Source organism: Vibrio salinus (assembly GCF_021272385.1).
Classification (GTDB): Bacteria; Pseudomonadota; Gammaproteobacteria; order Enterobacterales; family Vibrionaceae; genus Vibrio; species Vibrio salinus.
The window spans coordinates 49,942-74,243 of the sequence record NZ_JAJSDZ010000009.1 but is presented as its reverse complement, the minus strand read 5'-3'; the positions used below and the strand labels follow the sequence as shown (position 1 = coordinate 74,243).

24 protein-coding genes, 1 tRNA gene and 3 pseudogenes are annotated in these 24,302 nt (G+C 39.4%); 13 read left to right on the top strand and 15 right to left on the bottom strand.

All coding sequences use genetic code 11. The annotated features are described in order from the left end of the window. Positions 1–154: 154 nt before the first annotated feature. Positions 155–241 (top strand) — tRNA-Leu (locus LRQ06_RS08380). A 459-nt stretch (positions 242–700) separates the two neighbouring features. Here LRQ06_RS08380 and LRQ06_RS08375 read toward each other — a convergent pair. The 7 genes and pseudogenes from LRQ06_RS08375 to LRQ06_RS08345 all read right to left on the bottom strand — a co-directional run bounded on the left by LRQ06_RS08375 (position 701) and on the right by LRQ06_RS08345 (position 7,326). Further along, positions 701–1,495: a DUF3800 domain-containing protein gene (locus tag LRQ06_RS08375; RefSeq protein WP_232765916.1), complete on the bottom strand. Its 795-nt coding sequence runs from the start codon at positions 1,493–1,495 to the stop codon at positions 701–703. A gap of 473 nt (positions 1,496–1,968) precedes the next feature. After that, positions 1,969–2,391 (bottom strand): universal stress protein, encoded by a 423-nt coding sequence (locus tag LRQ06_RS08370; protein WP_232765915.1) that lies wholly within the window; start codon positions 2,389–2,391, stop codon positions 1,969–1,971. Between the two features lie 100 nt (positions 2,392–2,491). Beyond that, complete coding sequence (envZ, locus tag LRQ06_RS08365) at positions 2,492–3,790, bottom strand: two-component system sensor histidine kinase EnvZ (RefSeq protein ID WP_232765914.1); 1,299 nt, start codon at positions 3,788–3,790, stop codon at positions 2,492–2,494. A gap of 53 nt (positions 3,791–3,843) precedes the next feature. After that, positions 3,844–4,566, bottom strand: coding sequence for an osmolarity response regulator transcription factor OmpR (gene ompR / locus LRQ06_RS08360; RefSeq protein WP_232765913.1), 723 nt, complete (start codon positions 4,564–4,566; stop codon positions 3,844–3,846). Between the two features lie 213 nt (positions 4,567–4,779). Next, a complete protein-coding gene (locus LRQ06_RS08355; protein ID WP_232765912.1) occupies positions 4,780–5,976 on the bottom strand; it encodes an amino acid aminotransferase in 1,197 nt (398 codons plus the stop codon). Positions 5,977–5,992: 16 nt separating this feature from the next. Next, positions 5,993–6,611 (bottom strand): annotated as a pseudogene (locus tag LRQ06_RS08350) (YitT family protein). Between the two features lie 202 nt (positions 6,612–6,813). Continuing rightward, positions 6,814–7,326, bottom strand: a complete 513-nt coding sequence (locus LRQ06_RS08345; RefSeq protein WP_232765911.1) for an Lrp/AsnC family transcriptional regulator — start codon at positions 7,324–7,326, stop codon at positions 6,814–6,816. 164 nt (positions 7,327–7,490) lie between these two features. On the opposite strand from LRQ06_RS08345, the gene LRQ06_RS08340 reads away from it, so the two are divergent. After that, complete coding sequence (locus tag LRQ06_RS08340) at positions 7,491–8,876, top strand: amino acid permease (protein WP_232765910.1); 1,386 nt, start codon at positions 7,491–7,493, stop codon at positions 8,874–8,876. A 50-nt stretch (positions 8,877–8,926) separates the two neighbouring features. Here LRQ06_RS08340 and LRQ06_RS08335 read toward each other — a convergent pair whose 3' ends face one another. Further along, the gene (locus tag LRQ06_RS08335; RefSeq protein WP_232765909.1) at positions 8,927–9,454 is read right to left on the bottom strand and encodes an HPP family protein; all 528 of its coding nucleotides are present in this window, start codon (positions 9,452–9,454) and stop codon (positions 8,927–8,929) included. 117 nt (positions 9,455–9,571) lie between these two features. Between LRQ06_RS08335 and LRQ06_RS08330 the strand changes: the two genes are divergently transcribed. The 7 genes and pseudogenes from LRQ06_RS08330 to LRQ06_RS08300 all read left to right on the top strand — a co-directional run bounded on the left by LRQ06_RS08330 (position 9,572) and on the right by LRQ06_RS08300 (position 14,684). Then, positions 9,572–10,120: a TetR/AcrR family transcriptional regulator gene (locus LRQ06_RS08330; protein ID WP_232765908.1), complete on the top strand. Its 549-nt coding sequence runs from the start codon at positions 9,572–9,574 to the stop codon at positions 10,118–10,120. 168 nt (positions 10,121–10,288) lie between these two features. After that, positions 10,289–10,429 (top strand): annotated as a pseudogene (locus tag LRQ06_RS08325) (transcription elongation factor GreB); the annotation flags it as partial. A gap of 308 nt (positions 10,430–10,737) precedes the next feature. Then, the gene (locus tag LRQ06_RS08320; RefSeq protein ID WP_232765907.1) at positions 10,738–11,004 is read left to right on the top strand and encodes a hypothetical protein; all 267 of its coding nucleotides are present in this window, start codon (positions 10,738–10,740) and stop codon (positions 11,002–11,004) included. Between the two features lie 276 nt (positions 11,005–11,280). Continuing rightward, entirely contained in the window at positions 11,281–11,715 is a 435-nt protein-coding gene (locus LRQ06_RS08315; RefSeq protein ID WP_232765906.1) for a hypothetical protein, read from the top strand. 250 nt (positions 11,716–11,965) lie between these two features. Continuing rightward, the gene (locus tag LRQ06_RS08310; RefSeq protein ID WP_232765905.1) at positions 11,966–12,598 is read left to right on the top strand and encodes a hypothetical protein; all 633 of its coding nucleotides are present in this window, start codon (positions 11,966–11,968) and stop codon (positions 12,596–12,598) included. 24 nt (positions 12,599–12,622) lie between these two features. Then, on the top strand, positions 12,623–13,594 hold the full coding sequence (locus tag LRQ06_RS08305; protein WP_232765904.1) for a retron St85 family effector protein: 972 nt from the start codon (positions 12,623–12,625) through the stop codon (positions 13,592–13,594). 100 nt (positions 13,595–13,694) lie between these two features. Then, the gene (locus LRQ06_RS08300; RefSeq protein ID WP_232765903.1) at positions 13,695–14,684 is read left to right on the top strand and encodes a retron St85 family RNA-directed DNA polymerase; all 990 of its coding nucleotides are present in this window, start codon (positions 13,695–13,697) and stop codon (positions 14,682–14,684) included. A 145-nt stretch (positions 14,685–14,829) separates the two neighbouring features. Here the strand turns inward: LRQ06_RS08300 and LRQ06_RS08295 are convergent, their stop codons facing one another. Next, entirely contained in the window at positions 14,830–15,393 is a 564-nt protein-coding gene (locus LRQ06_RS08295) for a VspR family transcription factor (RefSeq protein WP_232765902.1), read from the bottom strand. Positions 15,394–15,495: 102 nt separating this feature from the next. Between LRQ06_RS08295 and LRQ06_RS08290 the strand changes: the two genes are divergently transcribed. Continuing rightward, complete coding sequence (locus LRQ06_RS08290) at positions 15,496–15,816, top strand: helix-turn-helix domain-containing protein (protein WP_232765901.1); 321 nt, start codon at positions 15,496–15,498, stop codon at positions 15,814–15,816. Between the two features lie 403 nt (positions 15,817–16,219). Beyond that, on the top strand, positions 16,220–16,876 hold the full coding sequence (locus tag LRQ06_RS08285; RefSeq protein WP_232765900.1) for a DNA-methyltransferase: 657 nt from the start codon (positions 16,220–16,222) through the stop codon (positions 16,874–16,876). A 3-nt stretch (positions 16,877–16,879) separates the two neighbouring features. Here the strand turns inward: LRQ06_RS08285 and LRQ06_RS08280 are convergent, their stop codons facing one another. Further along, the gene (locus LRQ06_RS08280) at positions 16,880–17,086 is read right to left on the bottom strand and encodes a hypothetical protein (protein WP_232765899.1); all 207 of its coding nucleotides are present in this window, start codon (positions 17,084–17,086) and stop codon (positions 16,880–16,882) included. Positions 17,087–17,286: 200 nt separating this feature from the next. On the opposite strand from LRQ06_RS08280, the gene LRQ06_RS08275 reads away from it, so the two are divergent. Next, positions 17,287–17,517: a hypothetical protein gene (locus tag LRQ06_RS08275; RefSeq protein ID WP_232765898.1), complete on the top strand. Its 231-nt coding sequence runs from the start codon at positions 17,287–17,289 to the stop codon at positions 17,515–17,517. Positions 17,518–17,538: 21 nt separating this feature from the next. Here the strand turns inward: LRQ06_RS08275 and greB are convergent, their stop codons facing one another. Genes greB through gmtY form a run of 4 tightly spaced genes read right to left on the bottom strand, consistent with a single transcriptional unit; the run spans position 17,539 to position 23,073 of the window. Beyond that, entirely contained in the window at positions 17,539–18,021 is a 483-nt protein-coding gene (gene greB, locus LRQ06_RS08270; protein ID WP_232765897.1) for a transcription elongation factor GreB, read from the bottom strand. Positions 18,022–18,043: 22 nt separating this feature from the next. After that, entirely contained in the window at positions 18,044–18,667 is a 624-nt protein-coding gene (gene gmtX, locus LRQ06_RS08265; RefSeq protein ID WP_232765896.1) for a gamma-mobile-trio protein GmtX, read from the bottom strand. A 1-nt stretch (position 18,668) separates the two neighbouring features. After that, complete coding sequence (gene gmtZ, locus LRQ06_RS08260) at positions 18,669–21,779, bottom strand: gamma-mobile-trio integrase GmtZ (RefSeq protein WP_232765895.1); 3,111 nt, start codon at positions 21,777–21,779, stop codon at positions 18,669–18,671. Further along, on the bottom strand, positions 21,769–23,073 hold the full coding sequence (gene gmtY / locus LRQ06_RS08255) for a gamma-mobile-trio recombinase GmtY (protein WP_232765894.1): 1,305 nt from the start codon (positions 23,071–23,073) through the stop codon (positions 21,769–21,771). Before gmtY ends, gmtZ begins: the two co-directional genes overlap by 11 nt. 150 nt (positions 23,074–23,223) lie before the next feature. Between gmtY and LRQ06_RS08250 the strand changes: the two are divergent. Further along, positions 23,224–23,562: pseudogene (locus tag LRQ06_RS08250) on the top strand (GreA/GreB family elongation factor); the annotation flags it as partial. Between the two features lie 66 nt (positions 23,563–23,628). Here LRQ06_RS08250 and LRQ06_RS08245 read toward each other — a convergent pair. Continuing rightward, a complete protein-coding gene (locus LRQ06_RS08245) occupies positions 23,629–24,246 on the bottom strand; it encodes a YagU family protein (RefSeq protein ID WP_232765893.1) in 618 nt (205 codons plus the stop codon). Positions 24,247–24,302 lie beyond the last annotated feature (56 nt).

Genomic DNA, 24,302 nt, shown 5'->3' with positions numbered 1-24,302 from the left:
TTCACTACCTTTATTACTTTTATCAATGGAATAGACATTCCCTGGACACGTTGTATTATTAATAGACACTTGCAGCGATTTTTTGTGACATAAATCACTTGTTGTACATATAACACTTTTCACACTATGCATTTATCTGGATAGTAGGCGGCACGCAGATGTGGTGGAATTGGTAGACACGCTAGCTTCAGGTGCTAGTGGCTTCACGGCCGTGGGAGTTCAAGTCTCCCCATCTGCACCACAACACTGTAGAGGACGTCAGACGACGTCTTTTTTTATATCTGAATTTCCTTCAAATCAACATACTGTATTCAAAGTCACTGAAAGCGCTGTCGTTTATTTACCACCAAATGCTTTAACTCACCATTTATATACAGCAAGGCTTCGAGCTTGCGATAGGTTAGGCTACAGTTCCCAACATATAGCCATTCAAAGTACAGGTCATATCAGATAAATACGAGTTTAATTGTGCTGCTAACTCATTTATGCCCCAAAGCTTGTTATAGGACTGAATTGTTCTCGTTTGGTTCTTAAATGCTACATGGTATGGCGCACCATAAATGCTAACCTAACTTTTGTGGGTACGATTTGATCAGAGCTTGAATGCAGTCAATTGGCTATACCTAATAAGTACAGCCTAGGTTCATTTCAATAAAGCGGAAAGTAAGATTCTTGTCTTAACTATTGGCAAATTAGGCCATTAGCTATAAATTTTTGCCCAGTACTCGTACTCTTCTCGAGAAACGGTAGGAACTTCAAGGTTGATAGCTACTTTTTCAGTTGATGGGGTACTTCTGTATTCTTGAGGAAAGTGCCAAATATTGAACTCATCATTTGGCATTGTATCGTGAACTAGCTTCTTCCACCCAAGCGTCATTGCAATTCGTTTGCAAGCTATCTTTTTTGCAAGGTCAATTTGCGCATTCTTGTCCATAAAGAGCCAATGTCCTGTATTTACAGCGCCAGTTAGAATATCAACCGCCTGTAAGCCAAGGTGCTGTTTGGAATCTTCCATACTTAGCTTTTCGATTTTAGCTCTGCCAGTTTTCTTCCTGATTATATGGTTGCTAATGATCTTAACTACCTCGTCTTGTTTGGCATAAGAGGTGCTTTTCTGATCTATTTTGACAGTCGTTCTACTATTTTTATTTTTCAGAGTGTTAGCAAGTAGGTAATCATAAGTTGTAAAAAAGGCTTCCTCTTCATCAATTTGCCACTTCCGATAAAAGTCTTTGCGCACAACGATACAATGAAACGAACACGGGCTTTCTAATACTAGCTTCGCGATACCTATACATAGGTTTAGCTTCCCAGCACTTTTTCTGATCTTTTGCCATTTCAGTTCTCCTCGAATACCACTCTTAGCAATCATGCCTTTTAGCTGACTATCGAACTCATCTAAGTAGTGTGTGGGAATAGTAAGGATGCCAATCGTGTAGCAAGGACAGCCGGCGGTGTTACCACTTTCATCAGCAAAGGCAATTATTTCATCCATTAGAGGGTAACTCCTTATCCATTCAGGTATTAAGCTAGATTAGTAGGAAATAATGCCACCTTTAGATTATACGCTCAATGTTTCACATATGACTGAAGCTTGGGCAACTATGGTTAATCAGTTTGTAGTGAACGAAGGTGGCCTCATTTTCAAAGCATGCTCCCCTACTTGGAGTTGACTTATAAATCGTGATCCTCATATTGCCAAAGAGTGGTACAAAAAATAGAACTGTATCCAAAACAAGATTTTGATATTAAATAATTTTGTCTTTTTAGCTTGTAATGAAGAGTTCTAATCTTCTTAGGATACTTATGAATGCGTTTCGTGCGCTGCTAACTTATTTATGTCCAGAAATTATTTAGAGTCCAAAAGGCCAAACATTCTAAACATGGATAACGTTTATCAGTCATACAAAAAACCGGATAAATCAATTACCCGGCTTACAAACGAAACGGTTAAGAGTATTCCGGGTATTACACCGGCACAACAATAATATCGATGGGTGACTTATTGATGACCTTTCTGGAATAAGAAACAATATTGCTCCAGAAGGTATGATGATGACCACAAATCAGCACATCAAATCCATACTCACCAATCACTTCCCCCAGCTTATCAGCCAGCTCACCGGTACCGACCAGAAAATGCTTAATCGGGAAGTCCGTATGTTTCTGGACAAGATGAAGCTGTTCGTTTGAGTACTCATTCAGAGGCCGGTCATCCGGGTGTTCCTGAATGTCCATCAGTTCCGGATAAATTTCGCCCAGAGTCCCATCAATATGAATGAAAGAGACTTCTGCATTCACAGATTCAGCGAGATCAGTCGCTTTATTGATAAGTACCTTGTTGCTGTCTTCAGATAATTCCAGTGCAACCAGGATATGTTGATAACACATAACGACACCTTCATTTTTTACCTAACTATCATCAGCATAGCCGGAGCAAAAAAAAATATCACCGCCAAGCTCGCATAACTGCAAAAAGATAACGGAAAAATTACCGGACCGGGAAACTCAACTGGACTTTCAGTCCTCCCTCCGTCCGGTTATCAAGCAGAACAGAGCCGTTATGCTGTCTGACAATGCGTTTGACAATCGCCAGCCCCAGTCCCGTTCCTTCACTGCCCCGGGCGGTATCACCCCGGGTAAATGGCTCAAACACTTTCACGACCTGCTCAGGAGGAATTCCCGGACCATTATCTTCCACACTCACCCAGACCAGTGAACTATCTGCCGTCATTCCGGTGCTCACTTTTACCCAGCCATTGCCATAACGGATTGCATTGATGACCAGATTGGTAATCGCCCGTTTCATCGCAACCGGCTGCCCCGAAACCGGTTTAAGTGGTTCGGCAAAGTCCGTTTCAATCTGCAGCTCATACCCACCTTCTGCCGATGCGACTTCACTGACAAGCTCGTTAAAGTCCACAGAACAAAATGAATCCGTACTGACCGGTTTAAGGTAATCCATAAACTGACCGATGATTTGATTACACTCTTCTGTATCACTGATAATGCCTTCAGCCAGATAACTGTCTTCAGGCGACATCATCTCCGTTGCCAGACGAATCCGGGTTAGAGGCGTTCTCAAATCATGGCTGATTCCCGCCATTAACAAGGCACGGTCTTCTTCCACCGCCTGGATGCCTTTCGACATCTGATTAAACGCATTGGTTACTGAGCGGATTTCCGACGGACCAATCTCTTCGAGTGGCGGTGGAATTTCACCCCGGCCGACCGCCTTGGCCGCATACTCTAATTTTTTCAGCGGACGATTCTGCAAGCGGACAAACACCCACCCACCAAGGATAATTATAATGGCCATAATTAAACTATTACGAAACAACGGCGCAAAATCCCCTTCCTGTAATTCGGTGAGAGGAATACGTAGCAACACATTCGGAAGCTTTTTAATTTTCATCCAGAGAACATAACTTTTATCTTCCACTCCCATTCGGACAATCGTCGGAGAACCAAGCTGAGCCGTCATTTCATCGCTCATCAAATCAATGCGATAGCTGTGTTCAAACGCCTTTTCCATCTCTCCGCTTGCCGAATGAGCCGTCACGCCCAGTTTTTCCAGTACCTTACGACGAACCGGAGCATCGAGTGAGATATCCTGATCACTCGAATCATCCAGCATCAGACTGATCTCATGAGCCAGTATTTTATTAAACTGCTGCAAGCTGGGAAGTAAGGCATAATTAAATACCGCGTAATACGAATAAAGCTGGTTAACCGCCAGTAAAATCAGAAATAACACAATGGTTTGAGTAAAAGAACTACGAACCCGCATAGCATACCTTTAAATAAAAAAGCTCCTGAAATTCAGGAGCCTGATTCTCACTCTTATTTAGCAAACTGCCCATCCGGAACAAAGACGTAACCCAGTCCCCACACCGTCTGAATATAACGGGGCTTACTGGGGTCATCTTCCAGCATCCGGCGTAACCGGGAAATCTGAACATCGATAGAACGTTCCATCGCAGAATATTCCCGGCCCCGGGCCATGTTCATCAGTTTATCCCGGGACATGGGTTCCCGTGGATTGGTGACCAGAATTTTCAATACGGCAAATTCCCCCGACGTTAGTGGCATCGGTTCATCGCCATGAAACATTTCCCGGGTGCCCAGGTTTAAACGAAAGTCACCAAATTCAACAATGGATTCTTCCGTGCTTGGTGCTCCCGGAGCTTCCTGACTTTGCCGGCGAAGTACCGCTTTAATACGGGCCAGTAATTCTCTCGGATTAAATGGCTTAGGCAGGTAATCATCCGCTCCGATTTCCAGCCCCATGATCCGATCAACTTCGTCCCCTTTGGCAGTCAGCATTAAAATCGGAATCTTGTTGTTCACACTCCGCAAACGACGGCAGATAGACAAACCATCCTCACCCGGCAACATAAGATCCAGCACCATTAGATGAAAATTTTCACGGGTTAACAGGCGATCCATCTGTTCACCATTTGCGACACTACGAACCTGAAACCCCTGTTCCGAAAGGTAACGCTCTAATAAGGAGCGTAAGCGCACATCATCGTCAACGACTAAAATCTTATGATTTTCCTGCATGATAGACCTCACCTGTCAAAGCCGACCTCTGCCAGCTCACCGAATCTAAACTCCGATATTCAATAACCGTAATGTATCACCGTTACCGGCTGAAAAGTGCAAAGAATTGTTAACGAGTATTTCGTAAAACAACTTCATATGTCTCTGATAATAGAAAAAAAGCGGGATATGTAAATACTATCCCGCCTGATATACGACATTGAAAAGCGATATTTATGATAATGCAGCGAATGCCTGAGCAACTTTTTCTACATTCATCTCATTCAGTCCGGCTAAACACATTCTGCCACTCGCAATCAGGTAAATACCATGCTCCTCACGTAATTCATCCACCTGAGTTTCACTGAAACCGGTATAACTGAACATGCCTTTCTGCTGCACTAAAAACTGATAATCCTTGTCCGGACAAAGCTTCTGAAGACGGTGATGCAGTGTCTGACGCATCGTCATAATACGGGTACGCATTGCATCCACTTCACCAAGCCACATCGCTTTTAGCTCATCGGTGTTCAAAACGTTAGAAACCACGACGGCTCCATGTTTCGCCGGGCTGGAATAATTACGTCTCACGGTCGCTTTTAACTGACCGAGAACCCGGGCCGCTTCTTCTTCACTGCTGCAGACAACCGAAAGTCCGCCAACCCGCTCACCATAAAGCGAAAAGATTTTTGAAAACGAATTGCTGACAAAGGCAATCACATTTTTTTCCATTGCCAGTTGACGGATCACATACGCATCTTCAGCCATGCCTTCCCCATATCCCTGATACGCCATATCAAAGAATGGAATAAGCTGCCGTTGTTTGATTACCTCGATCACCCGGTCCCATTGGTCACAGGTCAGATCAACCCCGGTCGGGTTATGGCAACAAGGATGAAGTAAGACAATGCTCTTCGCCGACAATGTTTTCAGTGATGCCAGCATACCCTCAAAATCCAGCATTTTCGTAGCCGCGTCAAAATAAGGGTATTCGTTAACATGGAAACCGGCTCCGGCAAAAATAGCCTTATGATTTTCCCAGGTTGGGTTACTGACCCATACCTCAGACTGCGGAAAATAGTAATGGAGGAAATCCGCGCCAATCATCAGAGCACCGGACCCCCCCAGAGACTGAATCGTTGCAATGCGATTTTCCTGCAAAGCGCTGTGCTCATCCCCGAAAACCAGATGCTGGACGGCAGTACGATACGGTGCCAGCCCTTCCATCGGTAAATAAACACAAGGTTCTTCACCTTTTGTAATCAGCTGCGATTTGGATTCCTTAACAGAAGCAAGCGTCGGAATTTTCCCATTCTGATCGTAATAAAGACCAATACTTAAATTCACTTTGTCAGATCGGCTGTCTGCCATAAATTTTTCCATCAGAGACAGTATGGGGTCCCCGGCATACGAGGTTACATGTTCAAACACAAAATTCTCCTTTAACTCATACATGATAACGATCTGAACGGTGATTTAACGCGATAATCAGATTTAAAATCAAACCGCAAATTATCGAAAGTACTAATTCATAAACACCAACAACGGAAAGCGAAATCAGCATAATCGTCACGTCGACGCCCATCAGAAACCAACCGGCACGCAGACCAAACCGATCCTGAAGATATAGTGCCAGAATATTAAAGCCACCTAAACTCGCTTTATGACGAAATAAGATAATAAATCCGGTTCCAAACAAAAAGCCACCCAATATTGCTCCATAGAGTGGATTTAAACTGTCGATATGAATAAACTGCCCCTGCGTATTGGTAATAAATGACACCATACCGACAGCGGCAAACGTTTTAAGCGTGAACAGCCATCCCATCCGGCGAATGGCCAGGTAATAAAAAGGCAAATTTACCAGAAAAAAAAACCGTTCCAAATTCCACATGCAACTTATAATGAAGAAACAACGACAACCCGGCCGTGCCACCGGTAATCATACCGAGCTGTTTCAAAAACAACACACCAAATGACACCAGGCTGGTCCCCATCAGGAGCGCCATCACATCTTCAAACCATTTATGGGCTAATTTTTTTCCAGTTTTTTCATCTACATTCATGACCGCTGCGTCCGACATAATCCTCTTCCCTAAAATTTTAATATCAGAAATTCAAAATGCATAATTCGTGCAGCATTAATACCACAGAGAAATAATCATGCAATATATTATTAAAAAGAGATTGTTTTGTGAGGAAATGACTTATTATATGCACCAATCGTGAACATTTTGTTGTTAAGATGTCACAATATGGTGCAAGTTTTTACCCGGGATTGGTCACAACACCGTACTCTTTTACTCGATCAAGTACGACAGAGGTTTTAATATGCGCGATCAGTTTGGTAGTGAAAATACGATTAATCAGGTCATTGAGACTTTCCAGATCAGAAACGACACATTTCAGTAAGTAGTCGGCTTCTCCTGTTGTTTTAAACGCATCAATAATCGACTGTTCTTCATTAAGAAAATTGAGAAAGCTATAGGCTTTTTCCTCTTCATGACTTAGCAGCTTAACTTCCACCATTGCGATCACTTCCTGTTGAAGTGCCCGTGGTGAGAGGCGTGCATGGTAGCCCAGAATGAGTTTCTCATTTTCTAAGCTAATTCGTCGGCGGGAACATTGAGAAGGAGACAAACCAACAAGTTCACTCAACTCCTGGTTGGTGAGACGTCCGTTGTCCTGCAGTAATGTCAGTATTTTTACATCAAATTCATCAAGTTCGTTTTCCATCATCGGACCGGTTAAATCGTACTTCCAGGCGATCGAGTGTATCAAACTCAGTCCGCTTAGACCTACCCTTTTTGTCCTGAAGAAAACGGAACGCATCACTATGTATCCGGATTGGCATAGGAATTGCTCCGGTCAGTTTGCATGCAGCAATTTATATTCAACGATGAGTCTGTTGGCCAACGGACTTCTCTGATTATTAGGAATTGATAATGAAAGGAAATACACCGCCGGAAAATCTTCACAGAGGACTTAAAAACCGGCACATCCAGTTGATCGCATTAGGCGGCGCTATCGGTACCGGGCTGTTTCTGGGAATAGCACAAACCATCAAAAGTGCCGGACCGTCTGTTCTGTTAGGGTATGCTCTGGCCGGCATCATCGCTTTTTTCATCATGCGTCAGCTTGGCGAGATGGTCGTCGAAGAGCCGGTTGCCGGCACCTTCAGTCACTTTGCAAATAAATACTGGGGAGACTTCGCCGGCTTTATGTCGGGCTGGAATTACTGGGTCCTCTACATTCTGGTTGGTATGTCTGAACTGACCGCTATCGGCATATACATCCAGTACTGGTGGCCGGAGGTCCCGACCTGGGTTTCCGCGCTCGCCTTTTACCTTCTCATCAACGCTATTAACCTGACCAATGTAAAAATGTTTGGTGAACTGGAGTTCTGGTTCTCGATTATCAAAGTGGCGGCGATCATCTGCATGATTTTGTTCGGGGTTTATCTTCTGACGTCAAATAACGGTAACCCGGAATCCACCATTACCAATTTATGGGCTCAGGGTGGCTTTATGCCTAACGGTATCAGTGGTCTGACCATGGCAATGGCTGCCATTATGTTTTCATTTGGCGGTCTTGAGCTTATCGGTATCACCGCCGCAGAAGCCGAGCATCCGGAAAAAAGCATTCCCAAAGCCACCAATCAGGTTATCTACCGGATTCTGATTTTCTATATTGGTTCACTGGTCGTACTGCTTTCCCTTTATCCATGGGAAAAAGTGGCCGAGGGCGGCAGCCCGTTCGTTATGATTTTCCATGCACTGGACAGCAACTGGGTTGCGAACGTGCTGAACGTTATTATTCTGACCGCTGCATTATCGGTTTATAACAGCTGCGTTTATTCCAACAGCCGTATGCTATTTGGCTTAGCCAAACAGAAAAATGCCCCACAGGCGCTGCTGAAAGTGAATAAACGTGGTGTTCCTATGACTGCACTGGCCGTCTCCGCAATCTCAACCGGCCTGTGCGTACTGATCAACTACTTTATGCCCGGCGAAGCATTTGGCTTTCTGATGGCATTGGTGGTATCTGCCCTGGTACTTAACTGGGTTATCATCACGATCACCCACATGAAATTCAAACGGAAAAAAATCCGCCATCAGGAAAAAACCCAGTATCCTTCATGGGGCTATCCTCTCACCAACTGGATATGCCTGTTCTTCCTGCTTGGTATTCTGGCGATCATGTATTTAACGCCAGGAATGCGGCTGTCTGTGTATCTGTTACCGGTATGGCTTATCGCCATGGGCATTGCCTATAAAGTTAAGAAAAAACATGCGCAAACCAATCTGACACCGGCTGAAATGTCATCATAATCGTTAAAAGCAGTAGGACTGTCGTCTCAGTCCTACTCAGCTCTTCATGGCTATGATTCTGAACGTCCGAATCCGTGCCAGTAAACCGGCCAGCCCTGTTTGACCCCATAGTTATTCACAACCGCAGCAACAACGACGAGAGCCACACTACCAGCAAGCACCGGAGTGATCAGAAAACTGAATCCGACAACAGACTTACCCGCCAGAATGATAACTATGGGATTCGCTCCGGCAGGAGGATGAACCGCCCGGCAAAACTGCATTAAAACAATCGCCCCCCCTACCGCCAGCGACATCACAACCAACGAATCACCAGCGCCGTACAAAGCAGCAATACCGACAAATGCAGTGATCAGATGCCCTCCAATCACATTTCTTGGCTGAGCCAAAGGGGATGTTGGTGCTGCAAATAAAATAACGCAGGTTGCGCCAAATGGCGCCATTAACCAGGGAACGCCAGAGTACTGGCCTAATACCGACAATAAAAAAATACCGGCCGAACCACCAATAAATCCTTTAGCCAGTTGTAAATATGAGGGTTTTGAAGGCAGCGAACCACCACCACGTAATCGATTCATTGACTTATCTCCTTACTTTCAATAAAAGTGAACAGATCTGTTCACCCCTGGTTTTTTATAATACAGATCTGTACACTTAGTGCAAGAAAACGTTTTGTATTGTCTGGAATACGAATAATGAGCAAAAAAGAACACATACTTGATATTGCAGAAGCCCTGTTTAATCAGTTTGGCTATACCGCTGTTGGTGTGGATTTAATCCGCGATAACGCTCAGGTATCGAAAACATCCATGTATCGCCATTTTGGTTCAAAAAACAAACTGATCGCGGCAGTTCTGGCGCGGCGTCATAAGCGGTTTGCTCAAAGCCTTGAGCAGGAAGTCAGCCAAGCCGGAACGATGAATAAAAAACTGGACGCTTTTCTCCACTGGCATTTTGTCTGGTTTCGTCAGAAAGATTTTAAAGGCTGTATGTTCATGCACGCTGTCTCGGAATTCAAAGAAAGCGATTCGGTAATAACCCAGATTTCTCAGGCTCATAAGCAGTGGTTAAAAGACTTGCTCACCACCATCTGTTCCAGCGAAGGAGATAAGGCGGATACCGGACGGGTCGAGATGGCACTGACATTTACCGAAGGGATGATTATTCGTAATGAATTTCAGGATACCTCGGAATTTACGGACGACTACCGGAAAACATTCCTTTCTTTCTTTGGTCTTTCATAATTTAAGGCAGATGATCATTATTCACTGCCTTTCTCTTCACCAGTGATGCTCAAAAAATATCCGTATCGTGATATCCGGTGGTTTCAGGGCTTTTTTCTCTGCCACAACGGCTGATACAATCAGACAAATTCTGTCATATTAATAACGAGAATCAGGAATCGTTTTTACGTGAAAACAAAGTTAATTACCCGGGAAGGCTACAATAAACTAAAAGCCGAACACGACCATCTGTGGAATGAAAAGCGCCCGGAAATCACCAAAATAGTGACATGGGCAGCCAGCTTGGGCGATCGCTCTGAAAATGCAGACGGTGTATTAGTGCTATTTTTTTCATACTAATAAAGAAAAAGAACTTTAATTACATATAACTTAAAATAGTATAAATACTATTTTAATATACTATTTTCTTGGTATTCCTCTCTTGTTGTTCATCCCGTTTAAATCAATTATTGTTTTTATTAACTAAGACATTATTTCAAAACAAAGTTACAAGCGGTAAGTTAGTTGCACTAGAACGATATATGCCTCATTCCTTGTTTCTGGGCTAGCTTTCATTATGGTTAGCTACTCATTATGCTATAAATTATCTAATGTCATTTCGAATCGAGAAGGGATCTATGAGTAAAAAATGGTTGTCAGGAAAAGACCTTTTAGAAAGATTAACAAGTCATACAGTACATTCTAGTGAACTCGCGACTACAAGTGAAAAAGATTGGGGATCTTATTTGGAAGATACAGATAAGGCGGACAGCGATTTTTTAGTTCAACGAAGCGATGTTTTTGACTCTTGCCGAATTGAATTTGAGGAAGATGAACAAGACAGAAAGCTAGTTAAGCAAAGAGAAAACTCCCCAGAAATTAACATCGATATCAATGATCTATGAACCACCATTTTTGTGTTATGAAATTAATCACCTGAATCAAAAATGCCCTGATGTTTGCCAACCTAAAATTTAGGACACGTTTTTCATTTCACCAATTGATCTATTTTTGCTCACGGTCAAATATGTGCGCAAATTTATATTGCTTATGTAGGTACTGTATATGATTGTGTATTTATTTTGTTGCTAAGTAAGTTAGTGCACTACTTAGCGTTAGCTTTCCATTGCCATAGATACCATTAGCTTGATATATTTCCTTAAATTTAACAAGGAGATATCATGAGCGTTGATATAATAACACTGATTGGAACATTTCTGCTTGGCACCGCGTCAAGCTTGTTTGCTACATGGCTTTGGCTTCGTCGGAAAAAGAAACTTAAAGAGCGATTGTTATTTCTCGAAGATGAAAAAAACCTAATAGTTAAAATTAGTACTAGTGGGGTGAGTTACGTTAAGTACACTCTTCAGACAATTATGTATGCATTAGGTGTCATTTGTGTTGCAAATATAATTCCGATAGTTAGTAAGATTATGATGGCAGGTATTCCAATGCCAAGCTCACTTCTCTTAGAGCTAGCAACTTGGGCTGCTGCTGCTATGGTCTTGTTCAAAAATTGGTATATTGGCTCTGCATCATACAAAGAAAATGCTGAGCGTCATATTGCGAAAATTGACGATAAGATATCAAAAATAAAGGAAAAGTTAGAAGAGTGATTAGTTAACAAATTGTTCTATTAGATAGCTAATGTATGGCATTTTTTGTTCCAACCGATTAGCGTTTTCGATTCAAAAAGGTTATCGGGCATCGTATTAGTTGTAAAGGAACGTTATGAACAGTAATAAAAGCCAAAGAGATAATTTTTTAGCTCAAGTAAAAAAAAATGGCTGAACGTTCGGGTATATATTCAAACCCAAAATGTAACCATATGAGTAATCGGAATGGTAGTGCTATTTGGAGGTTTATATGCACGAAATTTTAACAGTTGAAGACTTGGTGCTGTATGCCCCAATTTTTGCCACATTTATCACAGCATTAACACTCTGGAATACGGTTAAAGGTAGAAGGCAAGACTATGCGATTAAGTTGCGGGATTTGGAGTTAAAGAAAATTGAGAGAAAAGAGAGGGTTCAATATCAACATCCTCATATTTACAAAGATTTATTTGTGAATTTCTCTGATCCCAAGTGCCTTTATAAGCCAACATGCAAGTTAGTCATAGCAAATCGTGACACTAGAGATGTTGTCGTTGAAGAAATAAAATGGGCTATTAGTACTTCAAGTCGTTGGCAAGTCAATGGACAGAAGTTTGAACCCAGAAAGTTATCACTCTCCGATAAAATAGAATTTGAAATTGATACCGATAAAGACTTTATTTTCTATGAATCTGGTAGTGTTTTATCCCATATTCACAGAATATTAAATATATGTGTATGGGTTAAATTATCAACGGATAGCGGTCGAACAACCCCTTTAAATGTATTTTACTTACAGCGATATCTAGTTTACCGTGATATTAAGTCGTTTCCAGCAAGATGGTGGGGGCTGTATCAGGTATGTAAGCAGCATAACTATAGTTTTCTTGCGGTACTCATATGATAAATGCTATTTCAGGAATTAAATGTGAGAAGAAAATTTTCGAGTGAACAACTAACTGACATCGCTAAGGTAATAAAAGAACGTATTTATGTTCCTGTTTACAAAAGAAAAAGAACCGTTTTCTTGTGTGGGGCAGATATTAAGGATAAAACAACTGGTCGCTCCAAGATGGCAAAGCTATTAATGGAAAATCAAACACGGATTGAGTATGAGTTACTCTACCCAGAAAGTTTGTTTGATGACTTACTTGCAGGCCATGGGCAACATAGCCTTTTAGCCCTCGAGAACATTCTGGCAAGCTCTGTAGACGCAATCGTACTTCTCCCTGAAAGTCCAGGTTCTTTCGCTGAGCTGGGTGCATTCTCCAGCAATCCCAACTTAGTAAATAAGCTCATATGTGTCGCTAACCAACGATATAAAAACAAGAGAAGCTTTCTCAACTATGGCCCAAACAGACTCATAAAAGCATCAGATACGGGGAAAGTGATAAATTTAGACTATGACAAACTTGATTGCCCAGACACTATTCCTCGAGTATTTCGTTCTATCTCAGATGCAATAACAAAAATCCAAAGACAAAATCCAGTAAAGAAAAATGTCACAAACATTTTGGAAGCGGAAAACTTTATACTGCCGTGCATATATTTAATTGAAAACATTGACTTTAACAGTCTGAAAACATTACTAGAAATAGCAACAAATCAGAATCATGTTATGTCAGACATTGCTACACGGTCTGCATTGAGCAAACTTCAATCGGAAAGATTGATAATGAATACAACTAGCGGCTATAACATGACCAGAAGCGGCGAATCACATGTCCTATCAAAATTTACACAACATCGTCTAGATCGAGTACGAATAGAAATTATGAACTATCAGTATCGTGGAAAGTCAGGAATAAATTATGATAGAATGAGTGAACGCACCTTTAGCGAGTTGTTTTTTGAGAAATCCAAAATACAACTGGGTAGTGATTCGCTGTCCTTCAACTAAACCGGAACATTGGCTCATTTAGTTCTTGCTCGCTGAAACTTCGTTTCAGACTCGCAAGGTCTAAACGAGAACTTTTGACGTAAAGGTGCCCAATCTAACAATGGAAATTTCAGCACATCCTCAAGCTTTAAGTAAACTAAAAAACCTAGGCTTACCAGCAGTTAGCAACCTCAACGAGCTATCTAGCCAAATGAGGTTATCCTCAGGTCTTCTTCAACAACTTATCTACAAATCAGATGATCACTATCATGTTTACTATTTAGACAAAAAATCTGGGGGTAAGAGAGAAATTGCTCAACCATCTAGGGCTATGAAAGCGGTTCAATCATGGATTTTAAGAAAAATCTTATACCGCCTAAGTTCATCTGGAAACTCTAAAGGATTCGAAATTGGGGAATCTATTTTAAGCAATGCTAAGCCGCATGTAGGCGCTCATGTTCTACTAAATATAGATTTAGAAGACTTCTTCCATTCGGTTCCCGCATCTAACGTGTACAGTATATTCCATTCAATAGGTTACAACAAAAACATCAGTTACATTCTTACCAGCTTATGCACATTCAACGGTCGATTACCTCAAGGAGCTCCTACCTCCCCCAAACTCTCAAACCTAGCATGTCAACGATTAGATTCGAGGATTCAAGGTTACTCTGGACCAAAGGGTATCATGTATACACGATACGCAGATGACATAACCTTGTCAGCTCGGAACGAGGCAAAAATAAGAAAAGCACAGCCTATGATTGAAGAAATAATCCAAGATGAAGGATTTATCATAAATCATAAAAAAACAAAAATATGCGGAACTAGAAAACGAAAAGAAGTAACAGGGTTAGTAATCTCTCCTAATAGTGTTGGAATTGGAAGAAGTGAGTACCGACGTATACGTGCAGAGGTTTACTCAATGTTAACCTCTGACAATTCAAAGCTTCCTACAATTAACGGTCGGATTGCACATATAAAAAGCGTTGACAAAAATAATTATGAAAAAATCACAAAATACATCTTGTCATTGAAGAAAAAACATCCGGAAAACGATTTGTTTAATTTAATCGTATGCATAAAAGGTCATATAAGCCAAGGCGTGTAACGTAAGTTAAATATGAATCGATGATCGTTTTCCTAGAAACTGATTAGTTTCAGTGGACTCAAATTCAATCCAAGATCAATTAGTTGCCATGTTAAGTTTTGTCCATCTTCGATTCAGCCTAAACCTGGCTGAATCTATTTTATAGTTAATACTGTTCAGGCATTTGGTTATGCATAGCATTAAGTACACTAGTTAAGGCATTTATCTTACCGAGAGTTGTTTCTGAACGTTCCTTTGCTTGAGTATAGATTGGCATTAAAAGCTCTTTTTTATCTATAAATCGGTTCATTAAGCGATGATATTCTTGTTCTTCGGCCAAAATGACAGAAAGCTCACTTTTATACTGGATACGTTCTTTTTCTAACGCTTTTATGTATTTTTCAGTTTGAGTAATTTGGACACTCTTTTCAACCTTTATCATATTACGTTGATACTTTTTTACTGTCTTTTTGGAAAAAGAACCTAAGTTAAACGCTTCGGTTTTTATATATAGTTTTTCCCTACCGTTACCCACAGTTTTTAAATAGCCATTGGATACGAGGTGATTTATTTGTCGGTATACATACCTTCTAGCATCGTTTGCATCATCAAACCGGTCATCAGTAGATTTTTGTAATTCATCCCGAGCCTGAATGACCGTAAATCTATCAAGATTTCTATTAATCAGAAGGTTATAAATTGGATGGCTTAGTTTTTTGGTTCTTTTCATTGCTATCTTTAAATACAGTAAAACTTAGGATTGCTAAGTATACAGAAATCAGTAAAACTTAGACAATCTAAGTTATTCAAGGATTACATAAATGATAAGCCTGTGGCAGACAACCCAATACCTATTCGGCTTAAGCAAGCTCGCAAACGTGCAGGCATTACTCAAAAAAATTTAGGAGTAATGATTGGTATGGATGAAAGCTCTGCAAGCGGCCGAATGAACCATTATGAAAAAGGTCGACATACACCAGATATCAGTACTCTGAAAAAAATGGCAGAAGCACTTGGTGTGCCTTTAAATTACTTTTTCTGTGAAGATGATGCTTCTGCTGAACTAGCTTGTTTAATAGGAAAAATGAGCGGTTCTGAGAAGAAAAAGCTTATTGAAAGTCTAAAAAGTTGTTCTGATGAAGAATCAGAATAGAGCAAAAAAGAGTATTTAAATGAGTTAGGTTATTTAATTGTATGTAAGCATCTCATTTTTAATGTGAATAATATCTTATGATGGCTATGTTTCATTAATCGTGGAGATATATGTATGGTATGTTGCTGTTGTGGTAAACCTCTCAATCGTGGTTTAATTTATAAAACAGATCCCGTGACTGACCAGAAATTTAAATCATGTCCTCATTGTTCTGATGCTAATGGGAAAGAGCATGTATTCCACCCGTACCCATCTTCTTTTGGAAAAACGCCCGCTCGCAAAACCGCACGAAATCCAGATGGTGACCAAAGTTACTGTACCGAATGCCGTCATCTTGGTAAGGGCGAAGTTTCTCAAGTGTTTCAAAATGGGCGTAAATGTAGCGATTTAATCTAGGATATAAATGCAAATTTTTAAAGATGATGCCGTTTCTTGGCTTTCAACGCTCGCTGATTCAAGCGTTGAACTTATAGTGACAGATCCTCCGTATGAGTCATTAGAGAAACATCGAAAAATAGGCACCACAACCAGATTAAAAGTGAGCAAATCCTCTAGTAATCAATGGTTCGAAATATTTCCCAATGAACGGTTTGAAAGTCTTTTGACTCAAATTCACAGAGTTTTAAAGAAAAATGCTCATTTCTATTTATTTTGTGATCAAGAAACTATGTTTATCATCAAGCCCATTGCTGAAAGAATAGGTTTTAAGTTTTGGAAGGCAATTGTTTGGGATAAAGTGAGTATTGGTATGGGATACCACTATAGAGCTCGTCATGAATTTATTCTGTTTTTTGAAAAAGGAAAACGTAAATTAAATGATCTTGGAGTGCCCGATATTCTAGAGTGTAAGCGCGTATATCGCGGTTATCCGACAGAAAAGCCTGTTGAATTAATTGAAGTTCTCATATCCCAAAGTAGTTCGGAGCATGAGTTAGTTGTTGATCCTTTTTTTGGTTCTGGTTCAACCTTAGTTGCGGCAAAAAATTTGAATCGTTCATTTATGGGATGTGATATTTCAGATGCTGCACATAAACACTTCAAAAAACGACTGTGTAAATAACGACTAATTTTTACAAATTAACATTCTTTTTGTATTTTCAAGAGAAATCAAAGCCCAATCCAGATTTTCATTAATATTTACTAAAGTTGCATCGGGTAATACATTTAATACTTCATCTACAGCCATACGTAATTCATCAAAATTCAGTGACATAGGGCGTAAATCAAAACGCTCTTTTCCCATTGCGTCATACCAAAATCCTTTGTACACAAGAAAACTCCATGAATTAAAATTAATTTTCGGAACAAAAACACTTCTGATAATACATTCTATCAGATTGTTTATTTATCATTCACCTATAGATATTTGATTGTTGTTGACTAAATATTCGTCAAGTTGTACTTTTACTACTAATACTATTGTTTAACCTCACTTATTGTCGGGATCACTGAAATCTTAGATATGGATGTATGAACGCTAGTGAACTTAGACCACATCTGACAAATGTGGCTACGGACGCTATTGCCATGATTAATATCTTAAGATTATCTATAGTAACACTAGCAATAGCGCTAGGTTTTGTTTCTATTATTCTTGTGATTACCGAAAAAGAAGAAATTGCATCTGTAATTATTGCTACTCTTCCAGCAATCGTTAATCAGCTATCTTTATTATTAAAAGATTGTGAAAATAAAAACTAAATTTGTTTAAAAGGCAGTATGTTAGCTGCCTTTTTTATACTCAATAGAATTGATAAACCACTCTTTATCACCTTCCGGTGTTCTTACCGTGAATTCATCATCAACTTCTTTTTTGAGCAAAGCTCTAGCCATTGGTGAATCAATCGAAATATAGTCTTTCGCATCACCATAGATCTCTTCAGGACCAACAATTCGGAATTTCTTCACATCACCGGCTTCATTCTCGATCTCAACCCAAGCACCAAAAAAGACCTTTCCCTCTTGTTGAGGTGAATAATCAACAATCTTTACTTCAGGAAGAAACTTTCTGAGAAAACGAACCCGCCGATCTATCTGTCTAAGTAAACGCTTGTTGAAGACGTAATCGGCATTCTCTGATCGGTCTCCTAAACTTGCAGCCCATGTTACTATCTTCGTGATTTCAGGACGTTTTTCATTCCAAAGATGATCGTGTTCGGCTTTTAACTTGTTATAGCCTTCCCGAGTTATTAGTTTGGTTCTCACTTAAAAACTACCCTAATTTTTATCATAAATACTGTAGAGCTTTTTTAATTGCATCAATGGTTGCAACATGGAAAAAAGACTTGTTACTGTCTGATGTAACTATACTTCCATTTTCACCTGTCTCCAATTGATTGCGCCGCAAAAATTCAGAAGATAAAAGGTATTCCAAAGCACTTCGTTCAAGCTCACTAAGTTTATACGAGGATGCCGTTGAACTTCCTCCATCAAAGACTTCAATGACTTGATTTATTGGAACCACTTCATTAAGTAATCTTTCAGTTTCTTTTTTCTGAGAGTAAAGTATATTGGCTTGTAGTCTCACCACAGGATCTTCCAATTCATCAATCCATGCATATGTTTGACCTTTACTCGAGTGTTTAATTGGTTTTGATTGTTCCGGTACCATTGATACAAAACTTGCTATTAAAGTCCGATATGGCTCTCCTGTTTTATTACGGATACTCTGTGCCGCCGGAACACCTCGCCCCTTACCTAAGCGAGCAATGGTAGAAAAGCTAAAATCATGCAAACCTCTTTCTTGCTGTTCTTTACAGATAGTAAAAACTGCATCAAGAGAATTTTGAGTTCGAGTCGATGTTTTATTTTTTAGTTGTTCTAAAACCTTTTCTGGACTGATATCTGCCATATCAACTTATCCTTTTTAACGGTTTAGATTGTTCGAATAATTCCTGAATCGTCTTTTCATTAAACTGGTTATCAATAGAAAGGTCGTTTAACATCAATCTTCCATCTATAAGTCTGTCAACGTTTTCCCAACCTTTTAATCTGGTTAACATTAACTGGGTTAATTGATTCCCAACTTGCAATTGTTCTTCCTCATTTAATAAAAAGAGTTTAGGTTGAATGCCATTTGCCATCATCATTTTATCAATAGCTTGAGAACGTCTTGTTACTGCCAATTCATCATTACAACTATGAAAAAGTTCTGCATTTTCACAAACTTCAGAAAGTTGATGAAAATTACTCACCTCATCCAGTTCAAATCCAATTTGAAGTTTTTTCGGAACAATGAGTTGCAGCTTCTTTTTACTACTGTTTTTAGTTTGATTGAGAATTTGTTGGCAATCATGAATATGTCGATGAATAGCATTCATATCTGACATAAAAAGGTCGAGTTTTTTTGCTCTTGTTTCAATTTCTGAATTTAGATGGAAACGCTCATCGATTAAGCTTTTTCGTTCAGTTTCCAACGATGTTTTGAGTGAGCTATCTGCCTTTAATTTATATATTTGATGGTTTATGACTTCTATTTTTTCTACTGTTGTATCGAGTTTATGTTCCAGCTGAGAATACCGATATGATTGAGTGTTAACCGCTAGGCTTATCTCGTTAAATAATGCTGAAAGTCCTATCAAAAAAGCAGGACCAGTAACAAAAAAGCGACATTGAATACAGTTTTGCTCACCTAAATATCCAGAAGTAACTGGATGATAAATATTAGCTTTCATTGCTACAGGACACCCACCTTCACTACAGTACGCACCTCCAACCGGACAAATCCCAAAGTCTTTAAACAGATAACTGGATGCAGGGCGATTATTATTAAGTGAATGTAGTAATTCAGGGGATGAAGAAATAAGCTGTGATTTACATTCTTCAATACGTTGTTGCTCAACGAATGATCTCAGTGTTTTTGTTGCATTACTAAGAGCTTCTTTTTCTCCGTTATCTATTCGTTCACGGATGTTTACTCCTGTCTTGTCACTTTTTATATAGTAGATGGACATCACAATACTTGAATGACCAACAAGTTTCATTATCACTTCTAATGGAATACCAAATTCATAAGCATAGGCATTAATTAGGCTTACTCGCATAGAATGTGGTGTATATTCGGATTTAAAGGGCACTAATGGTATTGCATGGTTATTACTCAATTCTTCTTGAGCTTCGGAATATTTAAGATTCCTGAAGGTTGCCATACTAATTTCATCTTTTGCCGAAAAAAATAGTGCAGCAGCTAACCGAGTTGCTAATCTTCCCCCGAAATATCCAGGCTCTTTTTCATGAAAATCTCTAAATAAAAAACAGTTAATATCTTTTTGTTTTCGTTGGATTTCGTTAAGATTAGTACGCTCACAATCAAGCCATTTTGTGGGTTCATTAATTGGGTTATATTTTTGCTGCCATTTTCTTAGCTTAATTAACCAGTAGGCTAGGTCTATTGGCATAAATGGTATTGTGTAACCAGAGCCATCAAATTTTGTCTTGTTAGAAGTGTAATGTACCCCAAAATCTTTTTTACCTGCTTTACTTACCATACTTTGACAATTTGTAAGTCCAGCTAATTTACTTTTATTTTTCTTCCAAATAACTTTTTGATTTTTGAAGTCAGGGATTTCGGAATCTGCTTCACCTGAATCACAATAGACAATTTGCATTCCTCGTGCTGGTAGCTGCATTAGTGCATATGTGTATGTCCAATACATAGGAAGCCAAAGGTAAGTTTTATCACCTTCAGTTTTGAATACACAATCAGGATCGTTTTTATCAAGTAAAGAGGTATCTTTTACAGATACCCAGTCGGCAGAAAAAGAATGCAAATGACTTAATTCCCGATAGTTCAATCTTTTGTCAATGGAATCACAGGAAAATATCCATTCTCGTCCGGATTTAACAAATTGGTAAGGTAATGCTAGTTTACTAGTTTCATTAATTACCTGTGTTTCAATTTCACTGTTGAAATTCACATGTGAAAAAGGGTTATTAGCTCCTTTAATTGGCGTTATTTCACCAGTATCTGTATCTTCTAGAAGAAGGTAAGTAGATACAAGCCAATCTAAAAATTCATTAATTGCATATAACCATTTCTTTTTTCTAGCAACTGTTACTTTTTCGAATAGGTCAAACATTGGTTGAATATTGGTAGAACCTCTAGTGAGAAATTCTAAAGGGCATTTCTCAAAGCCATTTGGTTCTATATATTCACGAACAAATTCACATAAATCTTTTGCTTTGTAATCTCCTCCTCGAGCTGACTTCAAGAATTTTTCAATTTTTTCAGCCCATAGTTTCCATTCATCAGTAAAATATTTCACTTGATAAGGTCGTGGTTTACCAAAAAAATCAAATGTATTTGTCCACCCCTTGTTTGCATAAGTTTCTTCAGGTGAGGAAGGAATATGAGGATCATTTAACCGTACACGCATTTTTTTATATTCATGCATAGTTGTGCACTGATTTTTTATTACAATTTTTCTAAGTTTCTCGTATGAATATGGAGTTGGAATATCTAAAGCATCATACCAATTAGTCCATCCATCTATTTGTTCTGGCTTTGATGGTAATTGAATATACTTTTTACGAGCCTCTTTATATTCCACTGAATTACTAATCCCAAGAACTGAACAGGCTTTTTTTAGTTGGTCTAACGTTAATATTTTTCTTGGTAGTAAGATATCATCCCACCCAGCCCATCCTGTTGTATAATATTGAGATGGGTCTGCAGGCAGTAGTGGATCTTCCTTATAACGGTTAAAGTATTCTTTTCTTGAAGTAATACCTAAACGGTTTACAGCTTCCTTAACCAACTGAAGATTTGAATAGAAATTAGGTTTCACTTTCCCCAAAAACGTATACCAGTCTGACCACTCTGCCGCATAATATATATTGGGCTTTGCTGGTAATTGAGGATCTTCTTTATAGCGAAGAAAATATTCCGATCTAGAGTAAATTCCCAACCAAAACACCGCATCACTAGCCATATGGCAATTAAGGTAACGCTTTTTACTCTTCATGCATTTTTTCCCTTATAATCTGCTGTACTTCATAATTCGTAGGTTGAAGATAAACAAGACAACTATCTGGACTCTTATGATGCATTGCTTTCTGGATATCCAACTGATGAACCCCATTTTTACTTAGTCGATAGCCATAAGAATGTCTGTGTCCGTGTGGTGTTGTTCCTATCTGTTTAGATACAGGTAATCCAATACGTCTTACTGCTTGAGAATGTTTTCTTATAAAATTCTTTTTGCTCTCCGGTGTTCCTTTAGAATTTACAAACAGAAATGGCGTAGATGATTTAGGTCTTACACTGAGATAGAGTTGCAGAATTTGGGTGAATTCAATGGCTTTATGAGGAGGAAAAAACATTACTTCAAATGATAAATTTCTATTTGTTAGTAGTGGATTTTTCCAACCAGAGTAAAGTCGGTTATGTCGAAGGTATTCATTGCGTGGTTTCATATGGTGCTTTATTTCCAGAAACTCTCGTCTAGTTCTGAATTTCTTATCTGGAGGGGTTCCATCGCTAGGATGAAATACAGAAATAAGAGCTGCTCCAGTTTTTGGATCGATATAGATATCGCTAGTGTAAATATGGAAACATTCAGACAAGCGTAAGCCACCATAGTGCATTAGCATGGTGATTAGCTGACTACCGATATCAAACTTGCCTGATGAATTTCTAAAACCATCATTAAGTAATCGGTCAATATCTTCTTCTGGAAATCGGTAAACAGATTCTATATTTACGAGATGTCGATTTGGTCCATGGATTGAACGAATGAAAGACATTTCTGTCGGTGATGGCGTATTTAGATGATTTAGGAAACATCTACTATTTCTTCGATAGTAAGCACACCATTGAAGCCGTTCTTCTGAAAAAGTCGTCTTTCGCAATGGATTTAATTTTGGTAAGTCATAACCATGAATGGAGTCTAGGTAATCACAGTAGGAATTTATATGTCCTAAAAGCACATGCACATCTTCGTTTTTTCTGGGAGACCAATACAAGCCAGAATTATCTTTTCCATGTTGAATAGTTCCAAACTGTAAAGCATCAACAAAAGCTCTTAATAAGTTAGTTGCAGATAAATAACTTTGAATTTGAGCATTAATGAATTTAAGAAGTAACTCGATAGCAAATGTATTTCGTTCTAACCAAGATTGTGATTTATTCCGTTTTGTATAAAGAAAACGAAGGTGAGATAGTAAAATTCCGTTTTCAGTAAAAATTGTTGGAAACTGAAATGTGAGTGGAGAACCATTGGCTTTATAGATTGTAGATCTTTTTATTACATATCCCATATTACCTTCTCTAAACTTAGAACTCCTAAGTGTACTAATTAGTATTTAGTACATGGAAATAACTTTTTCCAGTAACTAAGAAAAGATAGGAAAAGGATGAGATTGATTTCAAATAAACTAGAAATAGTATGAATTACTCCATAGAACTAATATCAATACAACAAAAGGCTCTTACGACAAATAGACCGGCGTGTTCGTTTTCTCCGAAAATTCTTACCGGAAGTCACTGTGGTCGATTATTCCCCCCAACAAGAGGGAAAAGTGTTCTTTGGTGCCTGGGTTGAGATTGAAAATGACGCCGGTGATGTGAAGACGTTTCGCATCGTCGGGCCTGAAGAGATTTATGGCGATGCAAAAGACTATATTTCAATTGATTCTCCCATGGCTCGGGCCCTGCTCAAAAAAGAGGTAGACGACGAATTTACCGTCAGAACACCGGAAGGCGAAAAAGAGTGGTTTATCAATTCCATTGAGTATGAAAAAAACTAACTCAGTTCATAAACGCAAAAAGGTCGCAGAACGCGACCTTTTGTATTTCTGATTCGAGCGGCTCCATTAACGCACTTGTGAATTCAGAGGAAACTCCGGATCAGGTTCATGAGTCATACGGTTACGCAAGTCACGACGGATAATTTCAATTGACCAGAACCAGATTAGGTGACCAACAATTTCTGATACGTGCTCATACCATGGCAGGTCGAGTAATGGTGGCGTCAGACCCATTAACGGGAATGTGATCATGTGAACGAATAACTGAGCCAGTGCACCGGCTAACAGACCTTGCCAAAGTTTGATCTTAGGAAATTGTTCAGCAACAAGGCAGTAACCAACGGCAAACACAATCGAAAACGTAATGTGTGTGACCCCAACCCAGTTAAATACATGACCAGCAAATTCATAGACAGTCGCATTGGGATCCGCAACCCCTAACCAGTCACGTAAGAAGACATATGGAGGGTTAAGGAAATTTCTGGAACAATCAATGTTTCCGGCGGCTCTGATTAAGGACTCAGGCGCACATGCGGCATTGAAAATATCCCCAGGACTACGTGGTGGTAACGGATGCTCCGCGCCCCACTTAACAAATGCAGAAATAATCCCTGCAATTAATCCGATGAAGGCGGCTAAACCGTAACGTCTGCGAGAAGGGTCTGTTTGTTCAAATATATTCATTATTATCCCCGTTAAACTATTTTTTATTAAATCAACAAAACCAACAATACCAGCTT

What these genes read in the sequence shown, in the direction of transcription:
- LRQ06_RS08375 (WP_232765916.1), bottom strand. Translation starts at nt 1,495, where the DNA reads ATGGATGAAATAATTGCCTTTGCTGATGAAAGTGGTAACACCGCCGGC.
- LRQ06_RS08370 (WP_232765915.1), bottom strand. Translation starts at nt 2,391, where the DNA reads ATGTGTTATCAACATATCCTGGTTGCACTGGAATTATCTGAAGACAGC.
- envZ (WP_232765914.1), bottom strand. Translation starts at nt 3,790, where the DNA reads ATGCGGGTTCGTAGTTCTTTTACTCAAACCATTGTGTTATTTCTGATT.
- ompR (WP_232765913.1), bottom strand. Translation starts at nt 4,566, where the DNA reads ATGCAGGAAAATCATAAGATTTTAGTCGTTGACGATGATGTGCGCTTA.
- LRQ06_RS08340 (WP_232765910.1), top strand. Translation starts at nt 7,491, where the DNA reads ATGAAAGGAAATACACCGCCGGAAAATCTTCACAGAGGACTTAAAAAC.
- LRQ06_RS08335 (WP_232765909.1), bottom strand. Translation starts at nt 9,454, where the DNA reads ATGAATCGATTACGTGGTGGTGGTTCGCTGCCTTCAAAACCCTCATAT.
- LRQ06_RS08330 (WP_232765908.1), top strand. Translation starts at nt 9,572, where the DNA reads ATGAGCAAAAAAGAACACATACTTGATATTGCAGAAGCCCTGTTTAAT.
- LRQ06_RS08320 (WP_232765907.1), top strand. Translation starts at nt 10,738, where the DNA reads ATGAGTAAAAAATGGTTGTCAGGAAAAGACCTTTTAGAAAGATTAACA.
- LRQ06_RS08315 (WP_232765906.1), top strand. Translation starts at nt 11,281, where the DNA reads ATGAGCGTTGATATAATAACACTGATTGGAACATTTCTGCTTGGCACC.
- LRQ06_RS08310 (WP_232765905.1), top strand. Translation starts at nt 11,966, where the DNA reads ATGCACGAAATTTTAACAGTTGAAGACTTGGTGCTGTATGCCCCAATT.
- LRQ06_RS08300 (WP_232765903.1), top strand. Translation starts at nt 13,695, where the DNA reads ATGGAAATTTCAGCACATCCTCAAGCTTTAAGTAAACTAAAAAACCTA.
- LRQ06_RS08295 (WP_232765902.1), bottom strand. Translation starts at nt 15,393, where the DNA reads ATGAAAAGAACCAAAAAACTAAGCCATCCAATTTATAACCTTCTGATT.
- LRQ06_RS08285 (WP_232765900.1), top strand. Translation starts at nt 16,220, where the DNA reads ATGCAAATTTTTAAAGATGATGCCGTTTCTTGGCTTTCAACGCTCGCT.
- LRQ06_RS08275 (WP_232765898.1), top strand. Translation starts at nt 17,287, where the DNA reads ATGAACGCTAGTGAACTTAGACCACATCTGACAAATGTGGCTACGGAC.
- gmtX (WP_232765896.1), bottom strand. Translation starts at nt 18,667, where the DNA reads ATGGCAGATATCAGTCCAGAAAAGGTTTTAGAACAACTAAAAAATAAA.
- gmtZ (WP_232765895.1), bottom strand. Translation starts at nt 21,779, where the DNA reads ATGAAGAGTAAAAAGCGTTACCTTAATTGCCATATGGCTAGTGATGCG.
- gmtY (WP_232765894.1), bottom strand. Translation starts at nt 23,073, where the DNA reads ATGGGATATGTAATAAAAAGATCTACAATCTATAAAGCCAATGGTTCT.
- LRQ06_RS08245 (WP_232765893.1), bottom strand. Translation starts at nt 24,246, where the DNA reads ATGAATATATTTGAACAAACAGACCCTTCTCGCAGACGTTACGGTTTA.